Origin of the sequence: Frigoribacterium sp. CFBP 13707, assembly GCF_014842245.1 — a bacterium.
Lineage (GTDB): Bacteria > Actinomycetota > Actinomycetes > Actinomycetales > Microbacteriaceae > Frigoribacterium > Frigoribacterium endophyticum.
The window spans coordinates 337,600-362,251 of sequence record NZ_JACYVL010000003.1 but is presented as its reverse complement, the minus strand read 5'-3'; the positions used below and the strand labels follow the sequence as shown (position 1 = coordinate 362,251).

The window sequence follows — 24,652 nt, the reverse complement described above, 5'->3', positions numbered from 1 at the left end:
GTGCGTCGCGGGGTGCGGCTCGGCGTCGACGTGGGCCGCGCCCGCATCGGCGTCGCCCGCACCGACCCGGACGGCATGATCGCGACCCCGGTCGAGACCGTGCCGAGGGCGGCGGACGGCACCGCCGACGTCGACGCCATCCTCGCCCACGCCGCTGAGGCGTCGGCCTTCGAGATCATCGTGGGCCTGCCGTTGTCGCTGTCGGGCGGTGACACTCCCTCGACCACCGACGCGCGCGACTTCGCCGCCGTCCTCGCCGGCCGGAGCGACGTGCCGGTCCGGCTCGTCGACGAGCGGCTGTCCACCGTCAGTGCACAAGGAGCACTGCGGGCCTCCGGGCGCAAGGGCCGTCGACAACGATCCGTCATCGATCAGGTCGCCGCTGTTATCATCGTCCAGCACGCGCTCGACCTCGAGCGGTCGAGCGGTCGCCCGCCCGGTCACCTCGTGGGCGCACCCGGCCCCGACGACGGCGCCGGGGCCCTCCCCGCACCCGACGAAGGACGATGACCGTGGCCGACGATCCCCAGTGGGACGACCTCTTCGCGTCGCCCCCGCAGTCCGACCCTCCTCGCGGCGCCGACGGCAGCCGCGCCTCCGCCGGTGCCCGCCGAGCCGGGGTCGCCACCGCCGAGCCCGCCGAGGAGGTGCCGGCCGCCTCCCGTCGTGAGCAGCGCGACCGGGAGCGCTCGCCCCGGGGTCGTGAGAAGCGCCCTCGTGGCAGCAGGAAGGGCGGCATCGTGCTGCTCGTGGTCCTGCTCGTCGTCGTGGGCGGCGGCGCCGCGGGCGTCGCCGCGGCGTGGGGCGCCGTGTCGCCCCTGATCGAGAAGCTCCAGGGCGAGCCCGCCCCCGAGGACTTCTCCGGCACCGGCAACGGCACGGAGGTGCAGTTCGCCGTGACCAGCGGCGAGAACGGCTCCGACATCGCGACGAACCTCAACGACGCCGGCGTCACGAAGAGCTACCAGGCCGCCTACTCGCTCATGCTCGCCGACCCCACCATCACGTTCCAGCCCGGCAGCTACACGCTGCAGCAGGAGATGAGCGCCGCCTCGGCCCTCGCCGCCCTGCAGGACTCCTCCAACCGGGTCACGGACCGCGTCGTCATCCCCGAGGGGACGGCCGCCGTCGACGTGTACACGCTGCTCGCCGACGCCACGGGCATCCCGCTCGACCAGGTCCAGGCCGCGGCCGCCGACCCCGCGTCGTTCGGCCTCCCCGCCGAGGCGACCAGCCTCGAGGGCTGGCTCTTCCCGGCGACCTACGAGCTCGACCCCGGCCTCGACGCGCGGGGCTACCTGCAGCAGATGGTCGACACGATGAAGGAGCGCCTCGCGGCCGCCGGCGTGCAGCCCGCCGACCAGCAGCGCATCGTCGTCTTCGCCTCGCTCATCCAGCGCGAGGCGGGCCTCGCGGCCGACTACCCGAAGGTGGCACGGGTCTTCCAGAACCGCCTCGACCAGGGGATGCTGCTGCAGTCCGACGCGACCGTCGCCTACGGCACCGGCAACACGCACCGCGTGACGACGACGGACGCGGAGCGCGGCGACGCCGACAACCCCTACAACACGTACCAGCACGAGGGCCTCCCCGTCGGCCCCATCTCCAACCCGGGCGACCTCGCGATCGACGCGGCCGTCGCCCCGGCCGACGGCTCCTGGCTCTACTTCGTCACGACGAACCTCGACACCGGCGAAACGGCGTTCTCGACGACGTTCGCCGAGCACGAGGAGGCCGTCGCCGTCTGGCAGGCCTGGATGCGCGAGCACCCCGAGTACCAGTAGGCCCACGGCCGCGCCGTGCCCGCCGCCCGTCCTCCCCGCCCGGGGCGGCGGGCGGCGGACGGCCACGTCCTCGGCCTGTGCGAGGATTGCCGCATGCTTCGTTGGTTGACCGCAGGGGAATCTCACGGCCCCGAGCTCATCGCCGTCCTCGAGGGGCTGCCCGCGGGCGTGCCCGTCTCGATGGACGCCGTCCGCACCGACCTCGCCCGGCGGAAGCTCGGCTACGGCCGCGGCTCGCGCATGAAGTTCGAGCAGGACGAGCTGGCCATCTCCGGCGGCGTCCGCCACGGCCTCACCATGGGCAGCCCGGTCGCCCTCCGCATCGGCAACACGGAGTGGCCGAAGTGGGAGGAGGTCATGAGCCCGGAGCCCGTCGAGGTCAGCGACGCGTCCCGTGGGCGCAGCGCCCCGCTCACGCGGCCCCGCCCCGGCCACGCCGACCTCGTGGGCATGCAGAAGTACGGCTTCGACGAGGCCCGCCCCGTGCTCGAGCGCGCGAGTGCCCGCGAGACGGCCGCGCGCGTCGCCCTCGGCGCCGTGGCGCGCTCCTTCCTCGCCGAGCTCGGCGTCGAGCTCGTCAGCCACACGCTCTCCATCGGCCCGGTCCGCGTGCCCGAGGGCGCCGACCTGCCGCGACCGGGCGACGTCGACCGGCTCGACGACGACCCCCTCCGCTGCTTCGACCCCGCCACCTCCGCGCTCATGGTCGACGAGGTCGAGTCCGCGAAGAAGGACGGCGACACCCTCGGCGGCGTGGTCGAGGTGCTCGCCTACGGCGTGCCGCCCGGCCTCGGCTCGCACGTGCACTGGGACCGCCGGCTCGACTCCCGTCTGGCGGCCGCCCTGATGGGGATCCAGGCCATCAAGGGCGTCGAGGTCGGCGACGGCTTCGAGACGACGCGTCGCCGCGGCAGCGTCGCGCACGACGAGCTGCACCGCCAGGGCGGCGTCATCTCCCGCGACACCGACCGTGCCGGGGGCACCGAGGGCGGCATGAGCACCGGCACCGTCCTCCGCGTCCGCGCCGGCATGAAGCCCATCGCCACCGTCCCCCACGCCCTCGCGACGATCGACGTCGCGACGGGCGACGAGAGCAAGGCCCACCACCAGCGCTCCGACGTCTGTGCCGTGCCCGCCGCCGGCGTCGTCGCGGAGTCGATGGTCGCGCTCGTCCTGGCCGACGCGGTGCTCGAGAAGTTCGGCGGCGACTCCCTCGCCGAGACCTCGCGCAACCTCCGGGCCTACCTCGAGTCCATCCCCGAGACCCTCCGCACCGAGGCGGCGGCCTCCGGATCGTGACCGGCGCCCCGGAGGGCACGGCGTCGGGGCCTCCGGCCGCCGAGGCCGGGCCCGTCGTGCTCATCGGCCCGATGGGCGCCGGCAAGAGCAGCATCGGGAAGAAGCTGTCCCGGCGGCTCCGCCTCCCCTTCGTCGACACCGACCGCGTCGTCGTCCGTCGGCACGGGCCCGTCGCGGAGATCTTCGCCGTGCACGGGGAGCCCCGGTTCCGGGAGCTCGAGCACGACGTCGTCGCCGAGGCGCTGACCAGCCCCGGCGTGGTCTCGCTCGGCGGGGGAGCGGTGCTCCACCCCGACACGCGCGAGCGGCTCGCCGCAACGACCGTGGTGCTGCTGACGGTCACGCCCGAGGCGGTGGAGGCGCGGATCGCCGGGTCCGCCCGCCCGCTCCTGCAGACCGGCGGCATGGCCGCCTGGCGCGCGATCGCCGACGAGCGGGCGCCCCTGTACCGATCCCTGGCCGACGTCGAGCTCGACACGTCCGACCGGCCCGTCTCGACCTTGGTCGACGACATCGTCGTCTTCCTGGCCGGGCGCACCGACCACCAGACCGAGAGGCCCGCATGAGCGACACCCGCCCCCACGACAGCGCCCCCCAGGACAGCGCCCTCCAGGGCGACTCCGCCCGCCACGACGACGACTCGACGACGATCCGCGTCGGCGGCGACGCCCCCTACGACGTGGTGCTCGGTCGGGGCGTCGCCTCGCGCATCCCCGCGCTGTTGCCGAGCGGCACCGCCAAGGTGCTGATCGTCCACGCGCCCACGCTCGGCCGGAAGGCCGGCGAGCTGCGCGAGAGCCTCGTGGCCGCGGGCTACGAGGCCCTCATCGCCGAGGTCCCCGACGCCGAGGACGCCAAGCGCGTCGAGGTGGCGGCCTTCTGCTGGCAGGTGCTCGGCCAGGCGGACTTCACGCGCACCGACGCCGTGATCGGCCTCGGCGGCGGCGCCGTCACCGACCTCGCGGGCTTCGTCGCCGCGACCTGGCTCCGGGGCGTCGCGCTCGTCCAGGTGCCCACGACCGTCCTCGGCATGGTCGATGCCAGCCTGGGCGGCAAGACCGGCATCAACACGGCCGAGGGCAAGAACCTCGTCGGCGCCTTCCACGCGCCCGTCGCCGTCGTGGCCGACCTCGACATGCTCGACACCCTCGGGCGAAACGAGATCCTGGCCGGGTTCGCCGAGGTCGTGAAGGCGGGCTTCATCGCCGAGCCCGAGATCCTCGACGTGATCGAGGCCGACGTCGACCGGGCGGTCGACCCGACGACCCCGGAGTTCCGGCGGGTCCTCGAGCTGGCCATCGGCGTCAAGGCGCGCGTGGTCGCGGCGGACTTCACCGAGCAGGGGCTCCGCGAGATCCTGAACTACGGGCACACCCTCGGCCACGCCGTCGAGCACGCCGAGCGCTACCAGTGGCGGCACGGCGCGGCCGTCTCGGTCGGCATGGTGTTCGCCGCCGAGCTGGCCCGCCTGAGCGGACGGCTCAGCGACGAGGTCGTCGACCGTCACCGCCGCATCCTCGAGTCCCTGACCCTGCCGACGAGCTACCCGCTCGGCCGGTGGAACACCCTGCTCGCGACGATGCAGCGCGACAAGAAGTCCCGGGCGGGCATGCTCCGCTTCATCGTCCTCGACGACGTCGCGAAGCCCACCGTCCTCACCGGTCCCGACGCGAGCCTGCTCTTCATGGCGTACCAGGAGATCGGCTCCTAGGCAGGCGCGTCCGCCCGTCGCCCTCCCCGCCGGGACGAGCGCGTCCGGTAGACTCGCTCGTCGGCCGGTCTCGGCCGCATCACCAAGAACTCGGAACGGACCCCGCACGCATGGCGACCACCAACGACATCAAGAACGGCGCCGTCCTCAACCTGGACGGCCAGCTCTGGAACGTGATCGAGTTCCAGCACGTCAAGCCGGGCAAGGGCGGGGCCTTCGTCCGCACCAAGATGAAGAACGTCATGTCGGGCAAGGTCGTCGACAAGACGTTCAACGCCGGCACCAAGATCGACTTCGCGAACGTCGACCGCCGCGAGTACACGTACCTCTACGCCGAGGCCGACGGCTACGTGTTCATGGACACCAGCGACTACGACCAGATCAACGTCCCGGCGACGATCGTCGGCGACGCGAAGAACTTCATGCTCGAGAACCAGAACGTGCAGATGGCGCTCCACGACGGCACGCCCCTCTACATCGAGCTGCCCGCCAGCGTCGTCCTCGAGGTCACGTACACCGAGCCCGGTCTGCAGGGCGACCGCTCGACCGGCGGCACCAAGGCCGCGACGGTCGAGACCGGCTACGAGATCCAGGTCCCGCTCTTCCTCGAGACCGGCACCAAGGTCAAGGTCGACACGCGCGACGGCGGCTACCTCGGCCGCGTCGCCGACTAGTCGGCGCCGACAGCCTCCGTGAGCGCACGCACCAAGGCGCGCAAGCGCGCCCTCGACGTCCTCTACGTCGCCGACGTCCGACAGATCAGCATCAGCGACGCCCTGGTCGCCGAGACCACGCGGGCGATGGCCCAGCCCGAGCGCAGCTCCAGCTGGGGCTACGCCCGCGACCTCGTCCAGGGCGTCGTCGAGAACGGCTCCGAGATCGACGAGCTCATCGAGACGTACTCGCAGGGCTGGCCCCTGAAGCGGATGCCCATCCTCGACCGGGGCATCCTCCGCATCGCCATCTTCGAGCTGCTCCACGCCGACGACGTGCCCGACCACGTCGCGATCAGCGAGGCGGTCGAGCTCGCCGAGTCGCTGAGCACCGACGACTCCGCCACCTTCGTCAACGGCCTGCTCAGCAGCGTCGCCGCCAGCCGCTAGGCTGGCGGCACCGCGTCGCGGCCTGCGGGCCGGGTCGCGACGCACCACCCCGACGTCCTTTAAATTCCGTCCCGAGAGGCGGGGAAGGAGGTCCGATTGAGCACCCGTACCGTGCTGAGTCAGGCTGACATCACGCGCGCCCTGACGCGCATCTCCCACGAGATCCTCGAGTCGAACCGGGGCCCCGACGGCCTCGTGGTCCTCGGGGTCCCGACGCGGGGCGTCGCCCTCGCCGAGCGTCTCGGAGCGACCCTCTCGTCGATCGCCGGCGTCGTCGTCCCGGTCGGTGCCGTGGACGTCACGATGTACCGCGACGACCTGCGGCGAAACCCGACGCGGGCGAGCCACCCCACGAGCCTCCCGCCCGGCGGGATCGACGGCGCGGTCGTCGTGCTCGTCGACGACGTGCTCTACTCGGGCCGCACCGTCCGGGCCGCCCTCGACGCGCTCAGCGCGCTCGGGCGACCGCGGGCCGTCCGCCTCGCCGTCCTCGTCGACCGGGGCCACCGCGAGCTGCCGATCCGGGCCGACTTCGTGGGCAAGAACCTGCCGACCTCCTCGTCGGAGCGCATCTACGTGCACCTGTCGGAGGTCGACGGCGACGACGGCGTCGCCATCGAGGGAGGCGCGGGCGACGAGCCCGACGCCGCCTCCGCCGGGCAGACCGGCGGGCCCACCTCGTGAGGCACCTCCTCAGCACGGCCGACCTGAGCCGCGACGACGCCCTCCGGGTGCTCGACGTGGCCGAGGACATGGCCGACGTCGCCACCCGGCAGGTGAAGAAGCTCCCCACGCTCCGCGGCACCACCGTGGTCAACCTCTTCTACGAGGACTCCACCCGCACCCGCATCTCGTTCGAGGCCGCGGCCAAGCGCCTGAGCGCCGACGTGATCAACTTCGCGGCGAAGGGCTCCAGCGTGTCGAAGGGCGAGTCCCTGAAGGACACCGCCCAGACGCTCGCCGCGATGGGAGCCGACGGCATCGTCCTCCGGCACCCCGCCTCCGGCGCCCCTCGCGTGCTCGCCGACAGCGGCTGGGTCGACGCCGGGATCGTCAACGCCGGCGACGGCACGCACGAGCACCCGACGCAGGCGCTGCTCGACGCCTTCACGATGCGTCGTCGCCTCCACGGCGCCGCCAGTCGTGGCCGCGACCTCGACGGGGTGGAGGTGCTCATCGTCGGCGACGTGCTGCACTCCCGCGTGGCCCGGTCGAACGCCTGGCTGCTGCGGACGCTCGGCGCCCACGTCACCGTGGTCGCTCCGCCGACGCTGCTGCCCGTCGACGTCAGCCGCTTCGGGGTCGACGTCCACTACGACCTCGACGAGGCCATCGCGGCCGTGCGGCCCGACGTCGTGATGATGCTGCGCATCCAGCAGGAGCGCATGCACGAGGCGTTCTTCCCCAACGCCCGCGAGTACGCCCGCTCCTGGGGCCTCGGCGCCGCGCGGTTCCGCACGCTGCCGGAGACGACGATCGTCATGCACCCCGGGCCGATGAACCGCGGCCTCGAGATCAGCGACGAGGCCGCCGACTCGCCCCGCTCCACCGTGCGCGACCAGGTGACGAACGGCGTCGCCGTCCGCATGGCCGTGCTCTACCTGACCCTCGCCGGCGACCGGGAAGGGACCCCGTGACCACCACCTCCTACCTGATCCGCTCCGTCGAGGCCCCGGACGGCGCCCGCACCGACGTCCTCGTCCGCGACGGCGTCGTGGCCGAGCTCGGCTCCGGGCTGAGCCACCTCGGCGCCCGGGTCGTCGACGGTGACGGGCTGCTCGTGCTCCCCGGTCTCGTCGACCTGCACACGCACCTCCGCGAGCCCGGCGGCGAGGGCAGCGAGACGGTGCTCACGGGCTCCCGCGCGGCGGCGGCCGGGGGCTACACGGCGGTCAACGCCATGGCCAACTCGTCGCCCGTGGCCGACACCGCCGGCGTCGTCGAGCAGGTCCAGGCCCTCGGCGACCGAGCGGGCTACGTGACCGTCCGGCCGATCGGCGCGGTGTCGCAGGGCCTCGCCGGCACGCACCTCTCCGAGATCGGCGCGATGGCCCGGTCGCGCGCCGCCGTCCGGGTCTTCTCCGACGACGGCCACTGCGTCTCCGACCCGCTGCTGATGCGCCGCGCCCTGGAGTACATCAAGGGCTTCGGGGGGGTGCTCGCGCAGCACGCGCAGGAGCCGCGGCTGACCCAGGGCGCGCAGATGAACGAGGGCGCCCTCTCCGCCGAGCTCGGCCTGGGCGGCTGGCCGGCCGTCGCCGAGGAGGCGATCATCGCGCGCGACGTGCTGCTCGCCGACCACGTCGGGGCCCGCCTGCACGTCTGCCACGTCTCGACGGCCGGCAGCGTCGAGGTGGTCCGCTGGGCGAAGTCCCGGGGCATCGCCGTGACCGCCGAGGTCACGCCGCACCACCTGCTGCTCACCGAGGAGCTCGTCTCGAGCTACGACTCGCGCTACAAGGTGAACCCGCCGCTCCGGCGGCAGGAGGACGTCGAGGCCCTCCGCGCGGCCCTCGCCGACGGCACCGTCGACATCGTCGCCACCGACCACGCACCGCACACCTCGGAGGCGAAGTGCTGCGAGTGGGACGCCGCGGCCAACGGGATGGTCGGCCTCGAGTCGGCCCTCTCGGTCGTGCACCGCACCATGGTCGAGACGGGCATGATCGGCTGGGCCGACGTCGCCCGCGTCATGTCCACGGCCCCGGCCGTGATCGGGCAGGTCGCGGGCCAGGGCCGCCCGCTCGCGGTGGGGGAGCCCGCCGAGCTCACGCTCTACGATCGAGGGGTGACCCGCACCTTCGGCCTGGAGCACCTCGCGGGCAAGAGCACGAACTCGCCGTACCTGGGCGAACGGCTCCCCGGGCGGGTCGAGGCGACCTTCCACCAGGGCTACGCGACCGTCCTCGACGGGTCCGTGGTCGACGCCGAGTCCGTCGCCCGGTCCGCCGCCGAGGTCTCGGCTCGCGCCGTGCTGGCCGCGGGGGAGGCGACCGACCGGTGACCTACTGGCTCATCGGCGCCGCCGTCCTCGTCCTCCTCGGCCTCCTCATGGCCGCGATGGTCCGCGCCTGGCGCGCCCGCGGGCGACGACAGTCGGAGGTGCCCGCCCCCGAGCGCGCCCCCGACGAGCTCGGGCCCGCCAGCGTCGAGCGCGACGGGTTCTACGTGGCCACCACCCGGGCCGGCGACCCCCTCGACCGGATCGTCGTCCACGGCCTCGGCTTCCGCGGTCGCGCAGTCGTCTCCGTGCACCCCGAGGGCGTCCGGCTGGCCATCGCGGGCGAGCCCCCGGTGCTGATCCGCGCCTCCTCGGTCCGCGCCGTCGAGCGCGCCACCTGGGCGATCGACCGCGTCGTCGAGACCGACGGCCTCGTGGCGGTCACCTGGAGCCTCGGCGACACCGTCGTCGACACCTACCTGCGCTTCGCCGACGACCCCCGACCGGTCGTCGACGCCCTGCGCCCCCTCGTCCCCCCGGCCCCCGCGGCCGGCACCCCCACAGGAGAGAAGACCATTGACTGACGCGTCGAACACCCCCCGGGCCGTCCTCGTGCTCGAAGACGGGTCGCGCCACGTCGGCCGCGCCTACGGCGCCGTCGGGCGCACCCTCGGCGAGACCGTCTTCGCGACCGGCATGACCGGCTACCAGGAGACCCTCACCGACCCGTCGTACGCGGGCCAGATCGTCGTGATGACGGCGCCCCACGTCGGCAACACCGGCGTCAACGACGAAGACCCCGAGTCCCGCCGCATCTGGGTCTCCGGCTACGCCGTCCGCGACGCCAGCCGCGTCGTGTCGAACCACCGCGCCCAGGGCAGCCTCGACGACCAGCTCGTCGCCGACGGCGTCGTGGGCATCCGGGGCATCGACACCCGGGCCGTGACCCGTCGCCTCCGCGACGTCGGCTCGATGCGGGGCGGCATCTTCAGCGGGGCCGACTTCGACCTCGCCGACGACGAGCAGCTCGCCCTCGTGCGCGACTCGGCCGACATGCGCGGCCTGAGCCTGTCGAGCGCGGTCTCGACGACGGAGCGCTACGTGCTCCCGGCCGAGGGCGAGGCCGTCGGCACGGTCGCCGTGCTCGACCTCGGGGTCAAGACCTCGACCCTGCGCTACCTCGCCCAGCGCGGCTTCGAGGTGCACGTGCTCCCGCAGGACACGACACCCGAGCAGCTCCGCGAGCTCGCCCCCGACGCCCTGTTCTTCTCGAACGGCCCCGGCGACCCCGCGGCCAGCGACGCCCAGGTCGAGCTGCTCCGCGGCGCGCTGCGCGACGGGGTGCCCTACTTCGGCATCTGCTTCGGCAACCAGCTCTTCGGTCGGGCCCTCGGGTTCGACACCTACAAGCTGCCCTTCGGCCACCGCGGCATCAACCAGCCCGTCCTCGACAAGACCACCGGCCGGGTCGAGATCACCAGCCAGAACCACGGCTTCGCGGTCGACGCCCCGATCGAGGGCGTGCTCGACTCGCCCGCCGGCTTCGGCCGCGTCGAGGTCAGCCACTTCAGCCTGAACGACGAGGTCGTGGAGGGGCTCCGCGCCCTCGACATCCCGGCGTTCTCGGTGCAGTACCACCCCGAGGCCGCCGCGGGCCCGCACGACAGCAACCACCTCTTCGACCGCTTCCGCGAGGCGGTCGTCGCCCGGAAGTCCGGCCAGCCCGTCGACTTCGGCTCCGACCTGGAAAGCAGCAACTGATGCCCAAGCGCGCAGACATCAACTCCGTCCTCGTGATCGGCTCCGGGCCGATCGTCATCGGCCAGGCGGCCGAGTTCGACTACTCGGGCACGCAGGCCTGCCGCGTGCTCCGCGAGGAGGGCGTCCGGGTCATCCTCGTCAACCCGAACCCGGCGACGATCATGACCGACCCCGACTTCGCCGACGCGACGTACATCGAGCCGATCACGTCCGAGGTGCTCGAGGCGATCATCGTCAAGGAGCGCCCCGACGCGATCCTGCCCACGCTCGGCGGGCAGACGGCCCTCAACGCCGCCATCGCCCTCGACGCCGAGGGGATCCTCGCGAAGCACGGCGTCGAGCTGATCGGCGCCAAGGTCGAGGCGATCCAGAAGGGCGAGGACCGCCAGCTCTTCAAGGAGCTCGTGCTCGAGTCCGGCGCCGACGTCGCGAAGTCGTACATCGCGCACACGGTCGACGAGGCGATCGAGTACGCCGAGGACCTCGGCTACCCGCTCGTCATCCGCCCGTCGTTCACGATGGGAGGCCTCGGCTCGGGCTTCGCCTACACGCGCGACGAGCTCGTGCGCATGGTCACCGACGGCCTGCACCAGAGCCCCACCACCGAGGTCCTCCTGGAGGAGAGCATCCTCGGCTGGAAGGAGTACGAGCTCGAGATGATGCGCGACACGGCCGACAACACGGTCGTCGTCTGCTCGATCGAGAACGTCGACCCGGTCGGCGTACACACCGGCGACTCGATCACCGTCGCCCCGGCGCTGACCCTCACCGACCGCGAGTACCAGAACCTCCGCGACATCTCGATCGACATCATCCGGCGCGTGGGCGTCGACACGGGCGGCTGCAACATCCAGTTCGCGGTCGATCCGAAGAACGGCCGCGTCATCGTCATCGAGATGAACCCCCGCGTCTCCCGCTCCAGCGCCCTCGCGTCGAAGGCGACGGGCTTCCCGATCGCCAAGATCGCCGCGAAGCTCGCCCTCGGGTACCGGCTCGACGAGATCCCGAACGACATCACGAAGGTGACCCCCGCCTCCTTCGAGCCCACCCTCGACTACGTCGTCGTCAAGGTGCCGCGCTTCGCCTTCGAGAAGTTCCCGGCCGCCGACACCACGCTGAGCACGACGATGAAGAGCGTCGGCGAGGCCATGGCCATCGGCCGCAACTACGCCCAGGCGCTGCAGAAGGCCCTGCGCTCGCTCGAGAAGCGCGGGTCGAGCTTCCACTGGGAGGGCGAGCCGGGCGACGCGGAGGCGCTCCTCGCGCTGGCGCACACCCCCACCGACGGGCGCATCGTGACCGTGCAGCAGGCGCTGCGTGCCGGCGCGACGGCCGAGCAGGTGTTCGAGTCCACCGCCATCGACCCCTGGTTCATCGACCAGGTGGTCCTGATCAACGAGGTCGCAGACGAGGTCGCTGCGGCCACGGAGCTGGACGCCGATCTCTTCGCCCACGCGAAGGACCACGGCTTCAGCGACGCCCAGATCGCGCAGCTGCGCGGCCTCGGCGAGCAGGAGGTCCGCGAGGAGCGCTGGGCGCTCGGCGTGCGCCCGGTCTACAAGACCGTCGACACCTGCGCCGGCGAGTTCCCGGCCCTCACGCCGTACCACTACTCGAGCTACGACGTCGAGACCGAGGTCGCCCCGAGCGACCGCCGCAAGGTGGTCATCCTCGGCTCGGGCCCGAACCGCATCGGCCAGGGCGTGGAGTTCGACTACTCGTGCGTGCACGCCAGCTTCGCGCTGAGCGACGCGGGCTACGAGACGATCATGGTCAACTGCAACCCGGAGACGGTCTCGACCGACTACGACACCAGCGACCGGCTCTACTTCGAGCCGCTGACCCTCGAGGACGTCCTCGAGGTCGTGCACGCGGAGTCGCAGAGCGGCGAGCTCGTCGGCGTCGTCGTGCAGCTCGGCGGCCAGACGGCGCTCGGCCTGTCGAAGGGCCTCGAGGCGGCCGGGGTGCCCATCCTCGGCACGACCCCCGACGCGATCGACTCCGCCGAGGAGCGCGGCCTGTTCTCGGCCATCCTCGACCGGGCGGGCCTCCTCGCGCCGAAGAACGGCACGGCCACCGACTACGAGAGCGCCGTCGCCGTCGCGGAGGAGATCGGCTACCCCGTGCTCGTCCGCCCGTCGTACGTCCTCGGCGGCCGCGGCATGGAGATCGTCTACGACAGCCCGTCGCTGGCCGACTACTTCGTCCGCGTGCAGGACGCGGCCATCATCGGGCCCGACGCGCCGCTGCTCGTCGACAGGTTCCTCGACGACGCGGTGGAGATCGACGTCGACGCGCTCTACGACGGCACCGAGCTCTACGTCGGCGGCGTGATGGAGCACATCGAGGAGGCCGGCATCCACTCCGGCGACTCGAGCTGCACGCTGCCCCCGGTCACGCTGGGCAAGGGCGAGATCGACCGCGTCCGCGAGGCGACCCTCGCGATCGCGCAGGGCATCGGGGTCTCCGGCCTGCTGAACGTCCAGTTCGCGATCGCCGCGGGCGTGCTCTACGTCATCGAGGCGAACCCCCGGGCCAGCCGCACGGTGCCCTTCGTCTCGAAGGCCCTCGGCATCCCCCTCGCGAAGGCGGCCTCGCTCGTGATGGTCGGCACGTCGATCCGCGAGCTCGTCGAGAGCGGCCTGCTGCCCGAGCAGGACGGCTCCGACGTGCCGCTAGACTCGCCGATCTCCGTCAAGGAGGCCGTCCTGCCCTTCAAGCGGTTCCGCACGAAGGAGGGGCAGATCGTCGACAGCGTGCTGAGCCCCGAGATGCGGTCCACCGGCGAGGTCATGGGCATCGACCGCGACTTCCCGCGCGCCTTCGCGAAGAGCCAGACCGCCGCCTACGGCGGGCTGCCCACGTCGGGCACGGTGTTCGTGTCGGTGGCCGACCGTGACAAGCGGGCCATCGTGCTGCCCGTGCTGCGCCTGCAGCAGCTCGGCTTCCGGATCCTCGCGACCGAGGGCACCGCGACCGTCCTCGTGCGCAACGGGATCGCGGCCGACACCGTGGCGAAGTTCAGCGCCGGCGGCGAGAGCGTCGTCGACCTGATCAACCGCGACGAGGTCGACATCGTGATCAACACGCCGAGCGGGTCCAGCGCGCGGGCGGACGGCTACGAGATCCGCGCCGCCACCGTCGCGGCCGACAAGGCGCTCTTCACGACGATCGCGCAGCTCGGCGCCGCCGTGGCGTCGATCGAGGCCGTGCACACCGACCTCGAGGTGACCAGCCTGCAGGACTACGGCATCGCCCGGGCCGCTCGCCGATGACCCCGACCGCGCCAGCGGCGCCCGCCCCCTTCGGCGACCGGCTCGCCGACGTCATGGCGAGCGTCGGTCCGCTCTGCGTGGGCATCGACCCGCACCCGTGGCTGCTCGACGAGTGGTCGCTGCCCGTGAGCGCCGCAGGCGCGCGGGAGATGGGCCTCCGCGTGGTCGAGGCGACCCGGGGAGGCGCGGGCATCGTCAAGCCGCAGGTCGCGTTCTACGAGCGGTGGGGCTCCGCGGGCTTCGCCGCCCTCGAGGCGGTGCTCGCCGCGGCCCGCGACGCCGACCTGCTCGTCGTGGGCGACGCGAAGCGCGGCGACATCGGCAGCACCATGGACGCGTACGCCGAGGCCTGGTTCTCGCCCGACTCGCCCCTGCGCGTCGACGCGCTCACGGTGTCGCCCTACCTGGGCTTCGGGGCCGCGGCCGGCACGATCGCCCTGGCCCGCGCCTCCGGTGCCGGGGTCTTCGTGCTCGGCGCGACCTCGAACCCCGAGGCGCAGGGCGTGCAGCGCGCCGGGTCCGCCGGGGCGGACGGGCGCGTCGTCACCGTCGCGGGCGGTATCGTCGACCACGTGCTCGACGACAACCAGACCGCGGGGGAGACCCGCCTCGGCTCGGTCGGACTGGTGCTCGGCGCCACCGTCGACCTCGCCGCCACCGGCATCGACGTCGCGCGGCTGACCACGACGCCCGTGCTCGCCCCGGGCTTCGGCCACCAGGGCGCCCGGTACGACCAGCTGCGCAGCCTGTACGGCCCCGCGGCCGACGCCGTCGTCGTCTCGACGTCGCGGGGCGTGCTGTCGGCCGGCCCCTCGGGCGTGGCCGCCGCCGTGCGCCGCGACCAGGAGGAGGTCCGCTCGTGCCTCGCATGACCCCGCCCCCGGTCGACCGGGCCGCCGCCGCCCGTGCCGCCGTCGCCGCCCGTCGCGCCCGCGCCGCCGTCAAGGCGTCGATCGCGGAGCGTCGTCGATCGGCGCTCGACGTGGCCGAGTCGGCCTGGGCCGGCGAGGCCACCGAGCCCGAGGCGACGCTCCGCGTCCGCGAGCTCCTCACGAGCATCCCCGGCATCGGGCCGACCCGGGTCGCGCGCATCATGGCCGACCTCGGCATCGCCGAGTCCAAGCGCGTCGGCGGCCTGGGCGTGCGGCAGCGCCGCATCCTCGGCGACTGGCTCGCGCACCGCGAGGCGAAGGGCCGGCAGCGGTCGCGCCTCGTCGTCCTCGCGGGCCCGACCGCGGTGGGCAAGGGCACGGTGTCGTCGTACATCCGCGACAACTACCCCGACGTGCACCTCTCGATCTCCGCGACGACGCGCTCGCCCCGCCCCGGCGAGGTCGACGGCGTGCACTACTACTTCGTCGACGACGCCGAGTTCGACCGCATGATCCGCGAGCGGGAGCTGCTCGAGCACGCCGTCGTCCACAACTCGTACCGCTACGGCACGCCGCGGCCGCCGATCGACGCCGCGCTCCAGGAGGGCCGGAGCGTCCTGCTCGAGATCGACCTCCAGGGGGCGCGCCTCGTCCGGACGGCGATGCCGGAGGCGGTCCTCGTCTTCCTGCTGCCGCCCACCTGGGACGAACTGGTCCGCCGTCTCATCGGCCGCGGCACGGAGGACGCCGCGGAGCAGCAGCGTCGCCTCGAGACCGCCAAGGTCGAGCTGGCCGCCCAGGACGAGTTCGACGTCAAGGTCGTGAACCACGACGTGGCAGAAGCGGCTCGTGAGGTCGTAGACTTGATGACTGCGTCCTGACCAGGCCGCCCCGCGCCTGACCGGCGCCACGATCTCCCGTCCGGCCCCGGCCGCGGCGGCACCGCCACACGCAGCACCGCCACACGCAGCACTGCGACATGACAAGAGGAGCACCACATGGCCGACAAGAACCAGGGCATCATCGATCCGCCCATCGACGAGCTGCTCTCGAAGGTCGAGTCGAAGTACGCGCTCGTCATCTTCGCGTCCAAGCGCGCCCGCCAGATCAACGACTACTACGCCGACCTGCACGAGGGCAGCCTGTTCGACAACGTCGGACCGCTCGTCGACAGCACCATCGACGACAAGCCCCTCTCGGTCGCCATGCACGAGATCAACGAGGACAAGCTCGAGGTCAAGCCGCTCGCGGCGCCCGCCGAGTAGCGCCCCTCCCGCCGACCGCCGTCATCGACGGTGGTCGGTCGTACCATCAGACGAGGCCCCGCAGGAGTCGATCCCGCGGGGCCTCGCCCCGTCCCCGGGCACCCCCGGGGGCCCGTCCCGACACCCGGAGGACCCGTGACCCTGACCGACCAGACCACCAGCAGCCCGACACCGGCCGCGAGCAGCCTGCGGCTGTTCACGTCCGAGTCGGTCACCGAGGGCCACCCCGACAAGATCTGCGACCAGATCTCCGACGGCATCCTCGACGCCCTGCTGGCGGTCGACCCGGCGAGCCGGGTCGCGGTCGAGACCATGGTCACCACCGGGCTCGTGCACGTGGCCGGCGAGGTGACGACGAAGGGGTACGTCGACATCCCCACGATCGTGCGCGACCTGATCGTCGGCATCGGCTACGACTCGAGCGCCGTCAGCTTCGACGGGCGCACCTGCGGCGTCGAGGTCTCGATCGGCGCGCAGTCGCCCGACATCGCCCAGGGCGTCGACACCGCCCTCGAGGCGCGGGCCGGCACCTCCGACGACGTCCTCGACCGTCAGGGCGCCGGCGACCAGGGCATCATGTTCGGCTACGCGACGAACGAGACGCCCCAGTACATGCCGCTGCCCGTCTGGCTCGCCCACCGTCTCGCCGAGCGCCTCGCGCACGTCCGCAAGTCGGGCGAGCTCGACTACCTGCGCCCCGACGGCAAGACCCAGGTGACGGTCGGCTACGACGGCGTCGTGCCGAAGACGGTCGACACCGTGGTGGTCTCGACGCAGCACTCCCCGCGCGTGTCGATGGAGCAGCTCGAGGCCGACGTCATCGCGCACGTCGTGCGGCCCGTCCTCGACGAGGCGGGCCTCGACTCCCGCGAGACGCGGTTCATCATCAACCCCACGGGCCGCTTCGAGATCGGCGGCCCCCAGGGCGACGCCGGCCTCACGGGCCGCAAGATCATCGTCGACACCTATGGCGGCGCCAGCCGGCACGGCGGCGGCGCGTTCTCCGGCAAGGACCCGTCGAAGGTCGACCGCAGCGCGGCCTACGCCATGCGGTGGGTGGCGAAGAACGCCGTGGCCGCCGGCCTCGCCGACCGCATCGAGCTCCAGGTCGCCTACGCCATCGGCCGCGCCGCACCGGTCGGGCTCTACGTCGAGACCTTCGGCACGGGCCACGTCCCCGACGAGACCATCATCGAGGCCGTCACGGCGGTCTTCGACCTCCGCCCCGCGGCGATCATCCGCGACCTCGACCTGCTCCGCCCGATCTACGCCGCGACGTCGACCTACGGCCACTTCGGCCGCGAGCTGCCCGAGTTCACGTGGGAGGCCCTCGACCGGGTCGACGCCCTGCGGGCCGCCGCCGGGCTCTGACGGGGCCGACGGGCGTGGCGACGGCAGCGGTGTCCCCGCCAGCGGAGGAGCCCGCGTCGGGCCGATCCGTCGACGGCGCCGCGCCCCGGGCGGTGGCGCGCGTCCTGGTCGAGTCGCCCCTGCCGCAGCTCGACCGGCTCTTCGACTACGCCGTGCCCGCACACCTCCGCGCCGACGTCGCGCCGGGCGTGCGCGTCCGGGTGCCGCTCCGCTCGGCGGGGCGCATCGCCGACGCGTTCGTCGTCGAGCTCGACACGACGAGCGACCACCGGGGCGAGCTCAGCGACCTGGAGGACGTCGTGTCGACGGTCCCCGTGCTCGCCCCGGAGGTCTACCGCCTCGCCCGGGCCGTGGCCGACCGCGCCGGCGGCTCCGCGAGCGACGTGCTGAGGCTCGCGGTCCCGCCCCGGCAGGTGCGGGTCGAGAAGGCCCACCTCGCCGCCCTCGAGGAGGCCGCGGGCGTCGAGCCGGTCGCCGACGAGGCCGTCGAGGCGCACGCCGTGACGGGGTACTCCGCCGACGCCCTGGCGGGCCTCGTGCCGGCCAGGGGCCGCGCCGCCGTCGACGCCGTGCCGCTGCTCGCCGAGCTCCCCGACGGCACGTGGGTCGGCCGCTGGGCGGTCACGGCCGCCGAGCTGGCGACGGTGGCCCTCGCCGCCGGCGACGACGCGATCGTCGCCGTGCCCGACCACCGCGACGAAGACCAGGTGCTGCGCGCGCTGGCGGCCGTGCTCCCGCCCGACCGGGTCGTCCGGCTCGACTCGCGCCAGTCGAACGCCGATCGCTACCGGGCCGTCCTGCGGGCCCGGGGCGCGACTCCTCTCGTCCTGGTCGGCAACCGGTCGGTGCTCCTGGCGCCGTCCGAGCGCCTCGGGCTCATCGTGGTCTTCGACGACGGCGACCCGCTCTTCTCCGAGCCGCTCAGCCCCTACGTGCACGCCCGCGACACGGCGCTGCTGCGGCAGGCCCAGCAGGGCACCGCGCTGGTCTTCCTCGGGCACACGCGCAGCACCGACGTGCAGCGCCTCGTCGAGATCGGCTTCCTCGCCGAGGTGCGCCCCGACCCGCGCTACCAGCCGCACGTCGTCCCGACCTCGCAGCAGGCGGCCCGCGACGGCTTCGCCGCGCAGGCCCGGATCCCCTCCACGGCCTGGACGGAGGCACGGGCCGCGGTCGAGCACGGGCCCGTGCTGATCCAGGTCGCCCACCCGGGGTACTCGCCACGACTCGCCTGCACGGAGTGCGGCGACACCGCCCGGTGCCTGCGCTGCAACGGGCCCCTCGTGCAGCGGTCGCAGGGCGCCCAGCCGGCCTGCTCGTGGTGCGGCGCCCTGGCCGTCGGCTGGCGATGCCAGACCTGCGAGGGCACCGTGATGAAGAGCGTGGGCACGGGCGCCTCGCGGACGGCCGACGAGCTGGGCAAGGCCTTCCCCGGCGTCCGCGTCATCGTCTCCGACGGCTCCCGCGAGATCGTCCGGGTCGACGACGAGCCGGCCATCGTCGTGGCCACCCGCGGGGCGGAGCCGATCGCCCCGGGCGGCTACCGCGCCGTCCTCCTCCTCGACGGCGAGCGGATGCTCGCGCGGGAGAGCCTGCGCGTCGCGGAGGACTGCCTCCGCTGGTGGGCCAACGCGACGGCCCTCGCCGCCCGCCGCGCGCCCGTGGTGCTCGTCGGCGTCGGGGGGGCGCTGGCCTCGGCGCTCGCCACGTGGCAGCTCGCCCGCTACGTGTCGGGCGAGCTCGCCGACCGGCGCGAGCTGCGGTTCCCTCCCGCCGTCCGCGTGGCCACGGTCACCGGCACCGTCGACACCGTCGCCCAGGCCCTCGAGGCGCTCCCGCCCGAGGTCGGCCGGGAGGTCCTCGGCCCGGTCGAGGTGCCCGACGCCGGCGTCCGGGCCATCGTCCGGTTCGACTTCGCCCGGGGCGCCGAGGTGGCCCAGGTGCTGCGCTCCCAGGTCATCCGCGCCGCGACCGGTCGACGCAAGGCGGTCGCGGGCCGTCGCGGCCGACCGCTCCCTACACTCAGGGTGCGCTTCGACGACGTCGAGCCGTTCACCGACTGACCCGGCCGCCGGCTGACCGGGCCGCCGTCCGGGTAGGCCCCGCGCCTCCCCGGTGCCCCGTCCGTCAGCAGCCCATCACCTTCCGCCCACCGCCCACCGCCCACCACCACCGACCCCCAGGACCCCTCGTGCGCCTCGTCTTCGCCGGCAGCCCCGCTGCCGCAGTCCCGTCCCTCACCGCCCTCGCGGCGAGCGAGCACGACGTCGTCGCCGTGCTCACCCGCGACGACACGCCCCAGGGGCGACGTCGCGTGCTGACCGCCACCCCGGTCGCCGTCGAGGCGGAGCGGCTCGGCCTGCCGGTGCTCAAGGCGCGCCGGGTCACCGACGAGGTGACGGCCGCGATCACCGCGCTCGACGCCGACCTCGGCGTCATCGTCGCCTTCGGGGCCCTGCTCCGGGAGCCCTTGCTCTCCGCCCCGCGTCTCGGCTGGGTCAACCTGCACTTCTCGCTGCTGCCCCGCTGGCGCGGAGCCGCCCCGGTGCAGCGCGCCCTCATGGCCGGCGATCCCGTCACGGGAGCCGCCGTCTTCCAGCTCGTGCCCGAGCTCGACGCCGGCGAGGTCTTCGGCACGATCGAGCGCCCCCTCGGCAGCGACGAGACCGCGGGCGAGCTCCTCGCCGAGCTGGCCGCCAGCGGCGCCGACCTGCTCACCGGCGTCGTCGACGCCCTCGCCGCCGGGAACGCCGTCGGCACGCCGCAGGTCGGCGAGGTCACGACCGCCCCCAAGCTCACGCTCGACGACGGCGCGCTCGACCTCGCGGCCCCCGCGCCCGCGGTTCTCGACCGGTGGCGCGGCACCACGCCCGAGCCGGGGGCCCACCTGCCCCTCGGCGAGGGCCGCCTCAAGGTGCTGGAGGCGCGGGTCGACGACACGGACGCGCCCGCCCCCGCGCCGGGCCGGCTCGAGCTCCGTGGTCGACGTCTCGTCGTCGGCACCGCGAGCTCGCCGCTGGAGCTCGTCCGCGTGCAGCCTCCCGGGAAGAAGCCGATGCCGGGCGCCGACTGGTGGCGCGGCCTGGCCTCCGACCCGGGGCCCCTGCTCCGCGCCGCGGCCCCCTCCGCCTCCGCGTCCGCCTCCGCCGCTGCCCCTTCCGCGTCCGCCCCCGCCGATGCCTCGACCCCCACAGGAGGACCCGCGTGAGCCGCGTCCAGCCCGCCCGCCAGATCGCCCTCGACGTGCTGCGGGCGGTGGAGGAGGACGACGCCTACGCGAACCTCCTCCTGCCGCAGCGGATCGCCCGGGCCCGGCTGCAGCCCGCCGACGCCGGCCTCGCGACCGAGCTCGCGTACGGCACGCTCCGGCTCCGGGGGTACTACGACCGCGTGATCGCGCTGGCCGCCCGGCGGCCCGCCGACGCCGTCGACCCCGCGCTCCTCGACGTGCTCCGCCTCGGGGTGCACCAGCTGCTCTCGACCCGGGTCGCGGTGCACGCCGCCGTCGACGAGTCCGTCGAGCTGGCGCGACAGGTCGGCAGCCGGTCGGGCACCGGGTTCGTCAACGGGGTCCTCCGGGCGGTCTCGCGCAGCACGCCCGAGGAGTGGCGGCAGCGGGTGCTCGACGCCGCCACCAGCGACGACGACCGCCTGTCGGCGGAGTGGTCGCACCCGACCTGGGTGATCCGGGCCTTCCGCCGGGCCCTCGCCGCGGAGGGCCGCGTCGACGAGCTCGCCGACCTGCTCGCGGCCGACAACGACGCCCCCCGGGTCAGCCTGGTCGCCCTGCCCGGCCTCGCCGAGGTCGACGAGCTCGGCCCGCCGAGCGGGAAGCTGTCGCCGCTGGCGGCCACGAGCGCCGGGGGAGACCCCTCGCAGCACCCGGCCGTCCGCGCCGGGCGCGCCCGCGTGCAGGACGAGGGCTCCCAGATGGCCGCGCTCCTCCTGACCCGGCACCACCCGGCCGCGCCGGGCGAGCGCTGGCTCGACCTCTGTGCCGGCCCCGGGGGGAAGGCGGCCCTGCTGGGGGCCGAGGCCGCCCGCGCCGGAGCGACGCTCGTCGCCAACGAACTGGTGCCCGCGCGCGTCGGGCTCGTGCGGCAGGCCCTCGAGGTCGTGCCCGGGGGCGTCGAGGTGCGGGAGGGCGACGCGAGGCGCTTCGGCACGGAGGAGCCCGGCTCGTACGACCGCATCCTGCTCGACGCGCCCTGCACCGGGCTCGGCGCCCTGCGGCGGCGGCCGGAGGCGCGCTGGCGGAAGCAGCCGAGCGACGTGGGCGACCTCACCTCCCTCCAGGCCGAGCTCTTCGCGAGCGCGCTCGACGCCCTGGCCCCCGGCGGGCTCCTGGCCTACGTGACGTGCTCGCCGCACCTCGCCGAGACCCGGGCGATCGTCGAGACGGGCACGGCCCGCCGCGACGACGTCGAGGTCCTCGACGCCACCGCGACGCTCGCCGAGGTGGCCGGCCGGCCCGTCGACCTCGCCAGCGCGCCGTACGTGCAGCTCTGGCCGCACCGCCACGGCACCGACGCGATGTTCACGGCCCTGGTCCGCAAGCTCGGCTGAGGGGCGGCGGGGTCGGGGCCCTGCCGGGAGCGGGCCGGTAGGCTCCTCCCGTGCCCGTTCGCATCAGCCCCAGCATCCTCTCGGCCGACTTCGCCAACCTCGAGCGCGACCTCGGCCGCATCGCGACCGCCGACCTCGTCCACGTCGACGTCATGGACGGCCACTTCGTGCCGAACCTCACGATCGGGCTGCCCGTCGTCGAGCGGCTGCGGCAGGTCAGCCCCGTGCCGCTCGACGTCCACCTCATGATCGACGACGCCGACCGCTGGGCGCCCCGGTACGCCGAGCTCGGCGCCTTCTCCGTCACGTTCTCCGCGGAGGCCGCGGCCGACCCCGTGGCGACCGCCCGGGCGATCCGCAGCTCGGGCGCGCGCGCGAGCATCGCCGTGAAGCCCGGCACGCCGGTCGAGCCGTACCTCGAGACCCTCGACGAGTTCGACATGATCCTGGTGATGACCGTCGAGCCCGGCTTCGGCGGCCAGTCCTTCCAGGCCGACACGATGCCCAAGCTGGCCCGCGCCCGGGAGGCCGTGCGCGCCTCCGGCCTCGACGTCTGGCTCGAGGTCGACGGCGGCATCGACACCGAGACGATCGTGACGGCCGTCGCGGCCGGGGCCGACACCGTCGTCGCCGGCTCGGCCGTCTACGGGGGCGACCCCGCCGAGCGCATCGCGGCACTGCGGGCCGCCGCCGCGACGGTAGCCTTGTCGTCGTGAAGTCCTTCGACCAACTGTTCGCCGAGCTCAGCGACAAGGCCCGTGACCGGCCCGCGGGCTCCGGCACCGTCGCCGAGCTCGACGCCGGCGTCCACCAGATCGGCAAGAAGATCGTCGAGGAGGCCGCCGAGGTGTGGATGGCCGCCGAGTACGAGGGCGACGTCGCCACTGCGGAAGAGATCTCCCAGCTGATCTACCACGTGCAGGTGCTGATGATCGCCAAGGGCCTGACGCCCGACGACGTGTGGCGACATCTCTGAGCTCGTCCCCACCACCCGAGTCGCGCCGCCGGGCACGCCCCCGGCCGACCAGCAGCTCGCCGCCGACCCGCGGCGTCAGATCGGAACGACCCAGACCATGCTCCGCGTAGCAGTGCCCAACAAGGGCTCCCTCAGCGAGACCGCCTCCGCCATGCTCAGCGAGGCCGGCTACACCGGCCGTCGTGACACCCGCACCCTCCACGTGGAGGACCCGCGCAACGGCGTCGAGTTCTTCTACCTGCGCCCCCGCGACATCGCGACCTACGTCGGCTCCGGCGCCCTCGACGTCGGCGTCACGGGCCGTGACCTGCTGCTCGACAGCCACTCGCCGGCGCACGAGGTCGCCGCGCTCGACTTCGGCGGCTCCACCTTCCGCTTCGCGGGCCCTCCCGGCCGCTTCGGCGACGTCCGCGACCTCGAGGGCACCCGCGTCGCCACGAGCTACGCCGGTCTCGTCGGGAGCTTCCTCGAGCAGCACGGCGTCTCCGCGACGCTCGTGAGCCTCGACGGCGCGGTGGAGAGCGCCGTGCAGCTCGGCGTGGCCGACGCGGTCGCCGACGTGGTCTCGACCGGGGGCACCCTCCGCGCCGCCGGGCTCGAGATCTTCGGCCCGGTCATCCTCGAGTCGACGGCGGTGCTGATCGCCAGCGACCCGGCCGTCGAGGGCCTGAGCGTGCTGCACCGCCGCCTCCAGGGCGTGCTCGTCGCCCGCCAGTACGTCCTGATGGACTACGACGTGCCGCTCACGCAGCTCGAGGCGGCGACCGCGGTCGCGCCGGGCATGGAGTCCCCGACGGTCTCCCCGCTGCACGACCGCGACTGGGCGGCCGTCCGGGTGATGGTGCCGCGCGGCGACACCAACCAGGTCATGGACGCCCTCTACGACCTGGGCGCCCGGGCCATCCTGGTCAGCCCGATCCACGCCGCGAGGCTCTGACCGTGACGGCCTCCGATCCGTCGCTCGCCGTCCGGGTCATCCCGTGCCTCGACGTGGCCGCGGGCCGTGTCGTCAAGGGCGTCAACTTCCTCGACCTGCGCGACGCGGGCGACCCCGTCGAGCTGGCGCGCACCTACTACGAGCAGGGCGCCGACGAGATCACCTTCCTCGACGTGACCGCCACGGTCGACGAGCGCTCGACGACCTACGACGTCGTGCGCGCCACCGCCGAGCAGGTCTTCATCCCGCTGACGGTGGGCGGGGGAGTCCGCTCCGCCGACGACGTCGCCCGGCTGCAGGCCGCCGGCGCCGACAAGATCGGCGTCAACAGCGCCGCGATCGCGCGCCCGGACCTCGTGGGCGAGATCGCCGACCGCTTCGGCGCCCAGGCGGTCGTCCTCTCCCTCGACGTCAAGCGCTCGTCACGGACGGCGTCCGGCTTCGTCGTGACGACGCACGGCGGGCGGACCGAGACCGACCTCGACGCCGTCGCCTGGGCGCGAGAAGCGGTCGAGCGGGGCGCGGGCGAGCTGCTCGTCAACTCGATCGACGCCGACGGCACGAAGCAGGGCTTCGACCTCGAGCTCATCCGCCTCATGCGCGAGAACAGCCGGGTGCCCGTCGTGGCGTCCGGAGGCGCGGGTGCGGTCGAGCACTTCGCCCCGGCCATCGCGGCCGGTGCGGACGCCGTCCTCGCCGCCTCCGTCTTCCACGCCCGCGAGCTGACCGTCGGCGACGTCAAGCGCGAGCTGGCGGCGTCCGGCGCCGTCGTCCGATGACCCCGGGAGCCC

24 protein-coding genes are annotated in these 24,652 nt (G+C 73.9%); all 24 read left to right on the top strand.

Annotated features, from left to right (window positions below; genetic code table 11):
• Nucleotides 1–510: a Holliday junction resolvase RuvX gene (ruvX, locus tag IFT45_RS08665; protein ID WP_192045684.1), complete on the top strand. Its 510-nt coding sequence runs from the start codon at nt 1–3 to the stop codon at nt 508–510.
• A gap of 2 nt (nt 511–512) precedes the next feature.
• Nucleotides 513–1,784, top strand: coding sequence for an endolytic transglycosylase MltG (mltG, locus tag IFT45_RS08660; protein WP_371810923.1), 1,272 nt, complete (start codon nt 513–515; stop codon nt 1,782–1,784).
• Between the two features lie 93 nt (nt 1,785–1,877).
• Nucleotides 1,878–3,083, top strand: a complete 1,206-nt coding sequence (aroC, locus tag IFT45_RS08655; RefSeq protein WP_185232619.1) for a chorismate synthase — start codon at nt 1,878–1,880, stop codon at nt 3,081–3,083.
• Between the two features lie 71 nt (nt 3,084–3,154).
• Nucleotides 3,155–3,649: a shikimate kinase gene (locus IFT45_RS08650; RefSeq protein WP_192127831.1), complete on the top strand. Its 495-nt coding sequence runs from the start codon at nt 3,155–3,157 to the stop codon at nt 3,647–3,649.
• Complete coding sequence (gene aroB, locus IFT45_RS08645; protein WP_192127664.1) at nt 3,646–4,794, top strand: 3-dehydroquinate synthase; 1,149 nt, start codon at nt 3,646–3,648, stop codon at nt 4,792–4,794. Before IFT45_RS08650 ends, aroB begins: the two co-directional genes overlap by 4 nt.
• Nucleotides 4,795–4,904: 110 nt before the next feature.
• Nucleotides 4,905–5,468: an elongation factor P gene (efp, locus tag IFT45_RS08640; RefSeq protein WP_056054683.1), complete on the top strand. Its 564-nt coding sequence runs from the start codon at nt 4,905–4,907 to the stop codon at nt 5,466–5,468.
• A gap of 18 nt (nt 5,469–5,486) precedes the next feature.
• Complete coding sequence (gene nusB, locus IFT45_RS08635) at nt 5,487–5,897, top strand: transcription antitermination factor NusB (protein ID WP_056054687.1); 411 nt, start codon at nt 5,487–5,489, stop codon at nt 5,895–5,897.
• 96 nt (nt 5,898–5,993) lie between these two features.
• Nucleotides 5,994–6,581, top strand: coding sequence for a bifunctional pyr operon transcriptional regulator/uracil phosphoribosyltransferase PyrR (gene pyrR / locus IFT45_RS08630; protein WP_192045688.1), 588 nt, complete (start codon nt 5,994–5,996; stop codon nt 6,579–6,581).
• The gene (locus tag IFT45_RS08625; RefSeq protein WP_192127662.1) at nt 6,578–7,534 is read left to right on the top strand and encodes an aspartate carbamoyltransferase catalytic subunit; all 957 of its coding nucleotides are present in this window, start codon (nt 6,578–6,580) and stop codon (nt 7,532–7,534) included. The genes pyrR and IFT45_RS08625 overlap by 4 nt, the downstream gene beginning before the upstream one ends.
• Nucleotides 7,531–8,901, top strand: coding sequence for a dihydroorotase (locus IFT45_RS08620; RefSeq protein WP_192127660.1), 1,371 nt, complete (start codon nt 7,531–7,533; stop codon nt 8,899–8,901). The genes IFT45_RS08625 and IFT45_RS08620 overlap by 4 nt, the downstream gene beginning before the upstream one ends.
• Nucleotides 8,898–9,422, top strand: coding sequence for a hypothetical protein (locus IFT45_RS08615; RefSeq protein WP_192127658.1), 525 nt, complete (start codon nt 8,898–8,900; stop codon nt 9,420–9,422). Before IFT45_RS08620 ends, IFT45_RS08615 begins: the two co-directional genes overlap by 4 nt.
• Nucleotides 9,415–10,599, top strand: coding sequence for a glutamine-hydrolyzing carbamoyl-phosphate synthase small subunit (carA, locus tag IFT45_RS08610; protein WP_192045691.1), 1,185 nt, complete (start codon nt 9,415–9,417; stop codon nt 10,597–10,599). Before IFT45_RS08615 ends, carA begins: the two co-directional genes overlap by 8 nt.
• Nucleotides 10,599–13,874, top strand: a complete 3,276-nt coding sequence (gene carB / locus IFT45_RS08605) for a carbamoyl-phosphate synthase large subunit (protein WP_192127656.1) — start codon at nt 10,599–10,601, stop codon at nt 13,872–13,874. The genes carA and carB overlap by 1 nt, the downstream gene beginning before the upstream one ends.
• Complete coding sequence (gene pyrF / locus IFT45_RS08600) at nt 13,871–14,746, top strand: orotidine-5'-phosphate decarboxylase (RefSeq protein WP_185232631.1); 876 nt, start codon at nt 13,871–13,873, stop codon at nt 14,744–14,746. The genes carB and pyrF overlap by 4 nt, the downstream gene beginning before the upstream one ends.
• Complete coding sequence (gene gmk, locus IFT45_RS08595; RefSeq protein WP_056054710.1) at nt 14,743–15,627, top strand: guanylate kinase; 885 nt, start codon at nt 14,743–14,745, stop codon at nt 15,625–15,627. The genes pyrF and gmk overlap by 4 nt, the downstream gene beginning before the upstream one ends.
• 117 nt (nt 15,628–15,744) lie before the next feature.
• On the top strand, nt 15,745–16,011 hold the full coding sequence (gene rpoZ / locus IFT45_RS08590) for a DNA-directed RNA polymerase subunit omega (protein WP_056054714.1): 267 nt from the start codon (nt 15,745–15,747) through the stop codon (nt 16,009–16,011).
• Between the two features lie 141 nt (nt 16,012–16,152).
• Nucleotides 16,153–17,382, top strand: coding sequence for a methionine adenosyltransferase (metK, locus tag IFT45_RS08585; protein ID WP_056055904.1), 1,230 nt, complete (start codon nt 16,153–16,155; stop codon nt 17,380–17,382).
• A 29-nt stretch (nt 17,383–17,411) separates the two neighbouring features.
• On the top strand, nt 17,412–19,445 hold the full coding sequence (locus IFT45_RS08580) for a primosomal protein N' (RefSeq protein WP_371810922.1): 2,034 nt from the start codon (nt 17,412–17,414) through the stop codon (nt 19,443–19,445).
• A gap of 128 nt (nt 19,446–19,573) precedes the next feature.
• Nucleotides 19,574–20,590: a formyltransferase family protein gene (locus IFT45_RS08575; RefSeq protein ID WP_192127655.1), complete on the top strand. Its 1,017-nt coding sequence runs from the start codon at nt 19,574–19,576 to the stop codon at nt 20,588–20,590.
• Nucleotides 20,587–21,948, top strand: a complete 1,362-nt coding sequence (locus tag IFT45_RS08570; RefSeq protein WP_192127654.1) for a transcription antitermination factor NusB — start codon at nt 20,587–20,589, stop codon at nt 21,946–21,948. The genes IFT45_RS08575 and IFT45_RS08570 overlap by 4 nt, the downstream gene beginning before the upstream one ends.
• Nucleotides 21,949–21,998: 50 nt before the next feature.
• The gene (rpe, locus tag IFT45_RS08565; RefSeq protein ID WP_192045694.1) at nt 21,999–22,664 is read left to right on the top strand and encodes a ribulose-phosphate 3-epimerase; all 666 of its coding nucleotides are present in this window, start codon (nt 21,999–22,001) and stop codon (nt 22,662–22,664) included.
• The gene (locus tag IFT45_RS08560) at nt 22,661–22,924 is read left to right on the top strand and encodes a phosphoribosyl-ATP diphosphatase (protein WP_056054725.1); all 264 of its coding nucleotides are present in this window, start codon (nt 22,661–22,663) and stop codon (nt 22,922–22,924) included. The genes rpe and IFT45_RS08560 overlap by 4 nt, the downstream gene beginning before the upstream one ends.
• A gap of 97 nt (nt 22,925–23,021) precedes the next feature.
• Nucleotides 23,022–23,861, top strand: coding sequence for an ATP phosphoribosyltransferase (gene hisG, locus IFT45_RS08555; RefSeq protein ID WP_056054728.1), 840 nt, complete (start codon nt 23,022–23,024; stop codon nt 23,859–23,861).
• Nucleotides 23,862–23,863: 2 nt separating this feature from the next.
• Nucleotides 23,864–24,640: an imidazole glycerol phosphate synthase subunit HisF gene (gene hisF / locus IFT45_RS08550; RefSeq protein WP_056054731.1), complete on the top strand. Its 777-nt coding sequence runs from the start codon at nt 23,864–23,866 to the stop codon at nt 24,638–24,640.
• Nucleotides 24,641–24,652 lie beyond the last annotated feature (12 nt).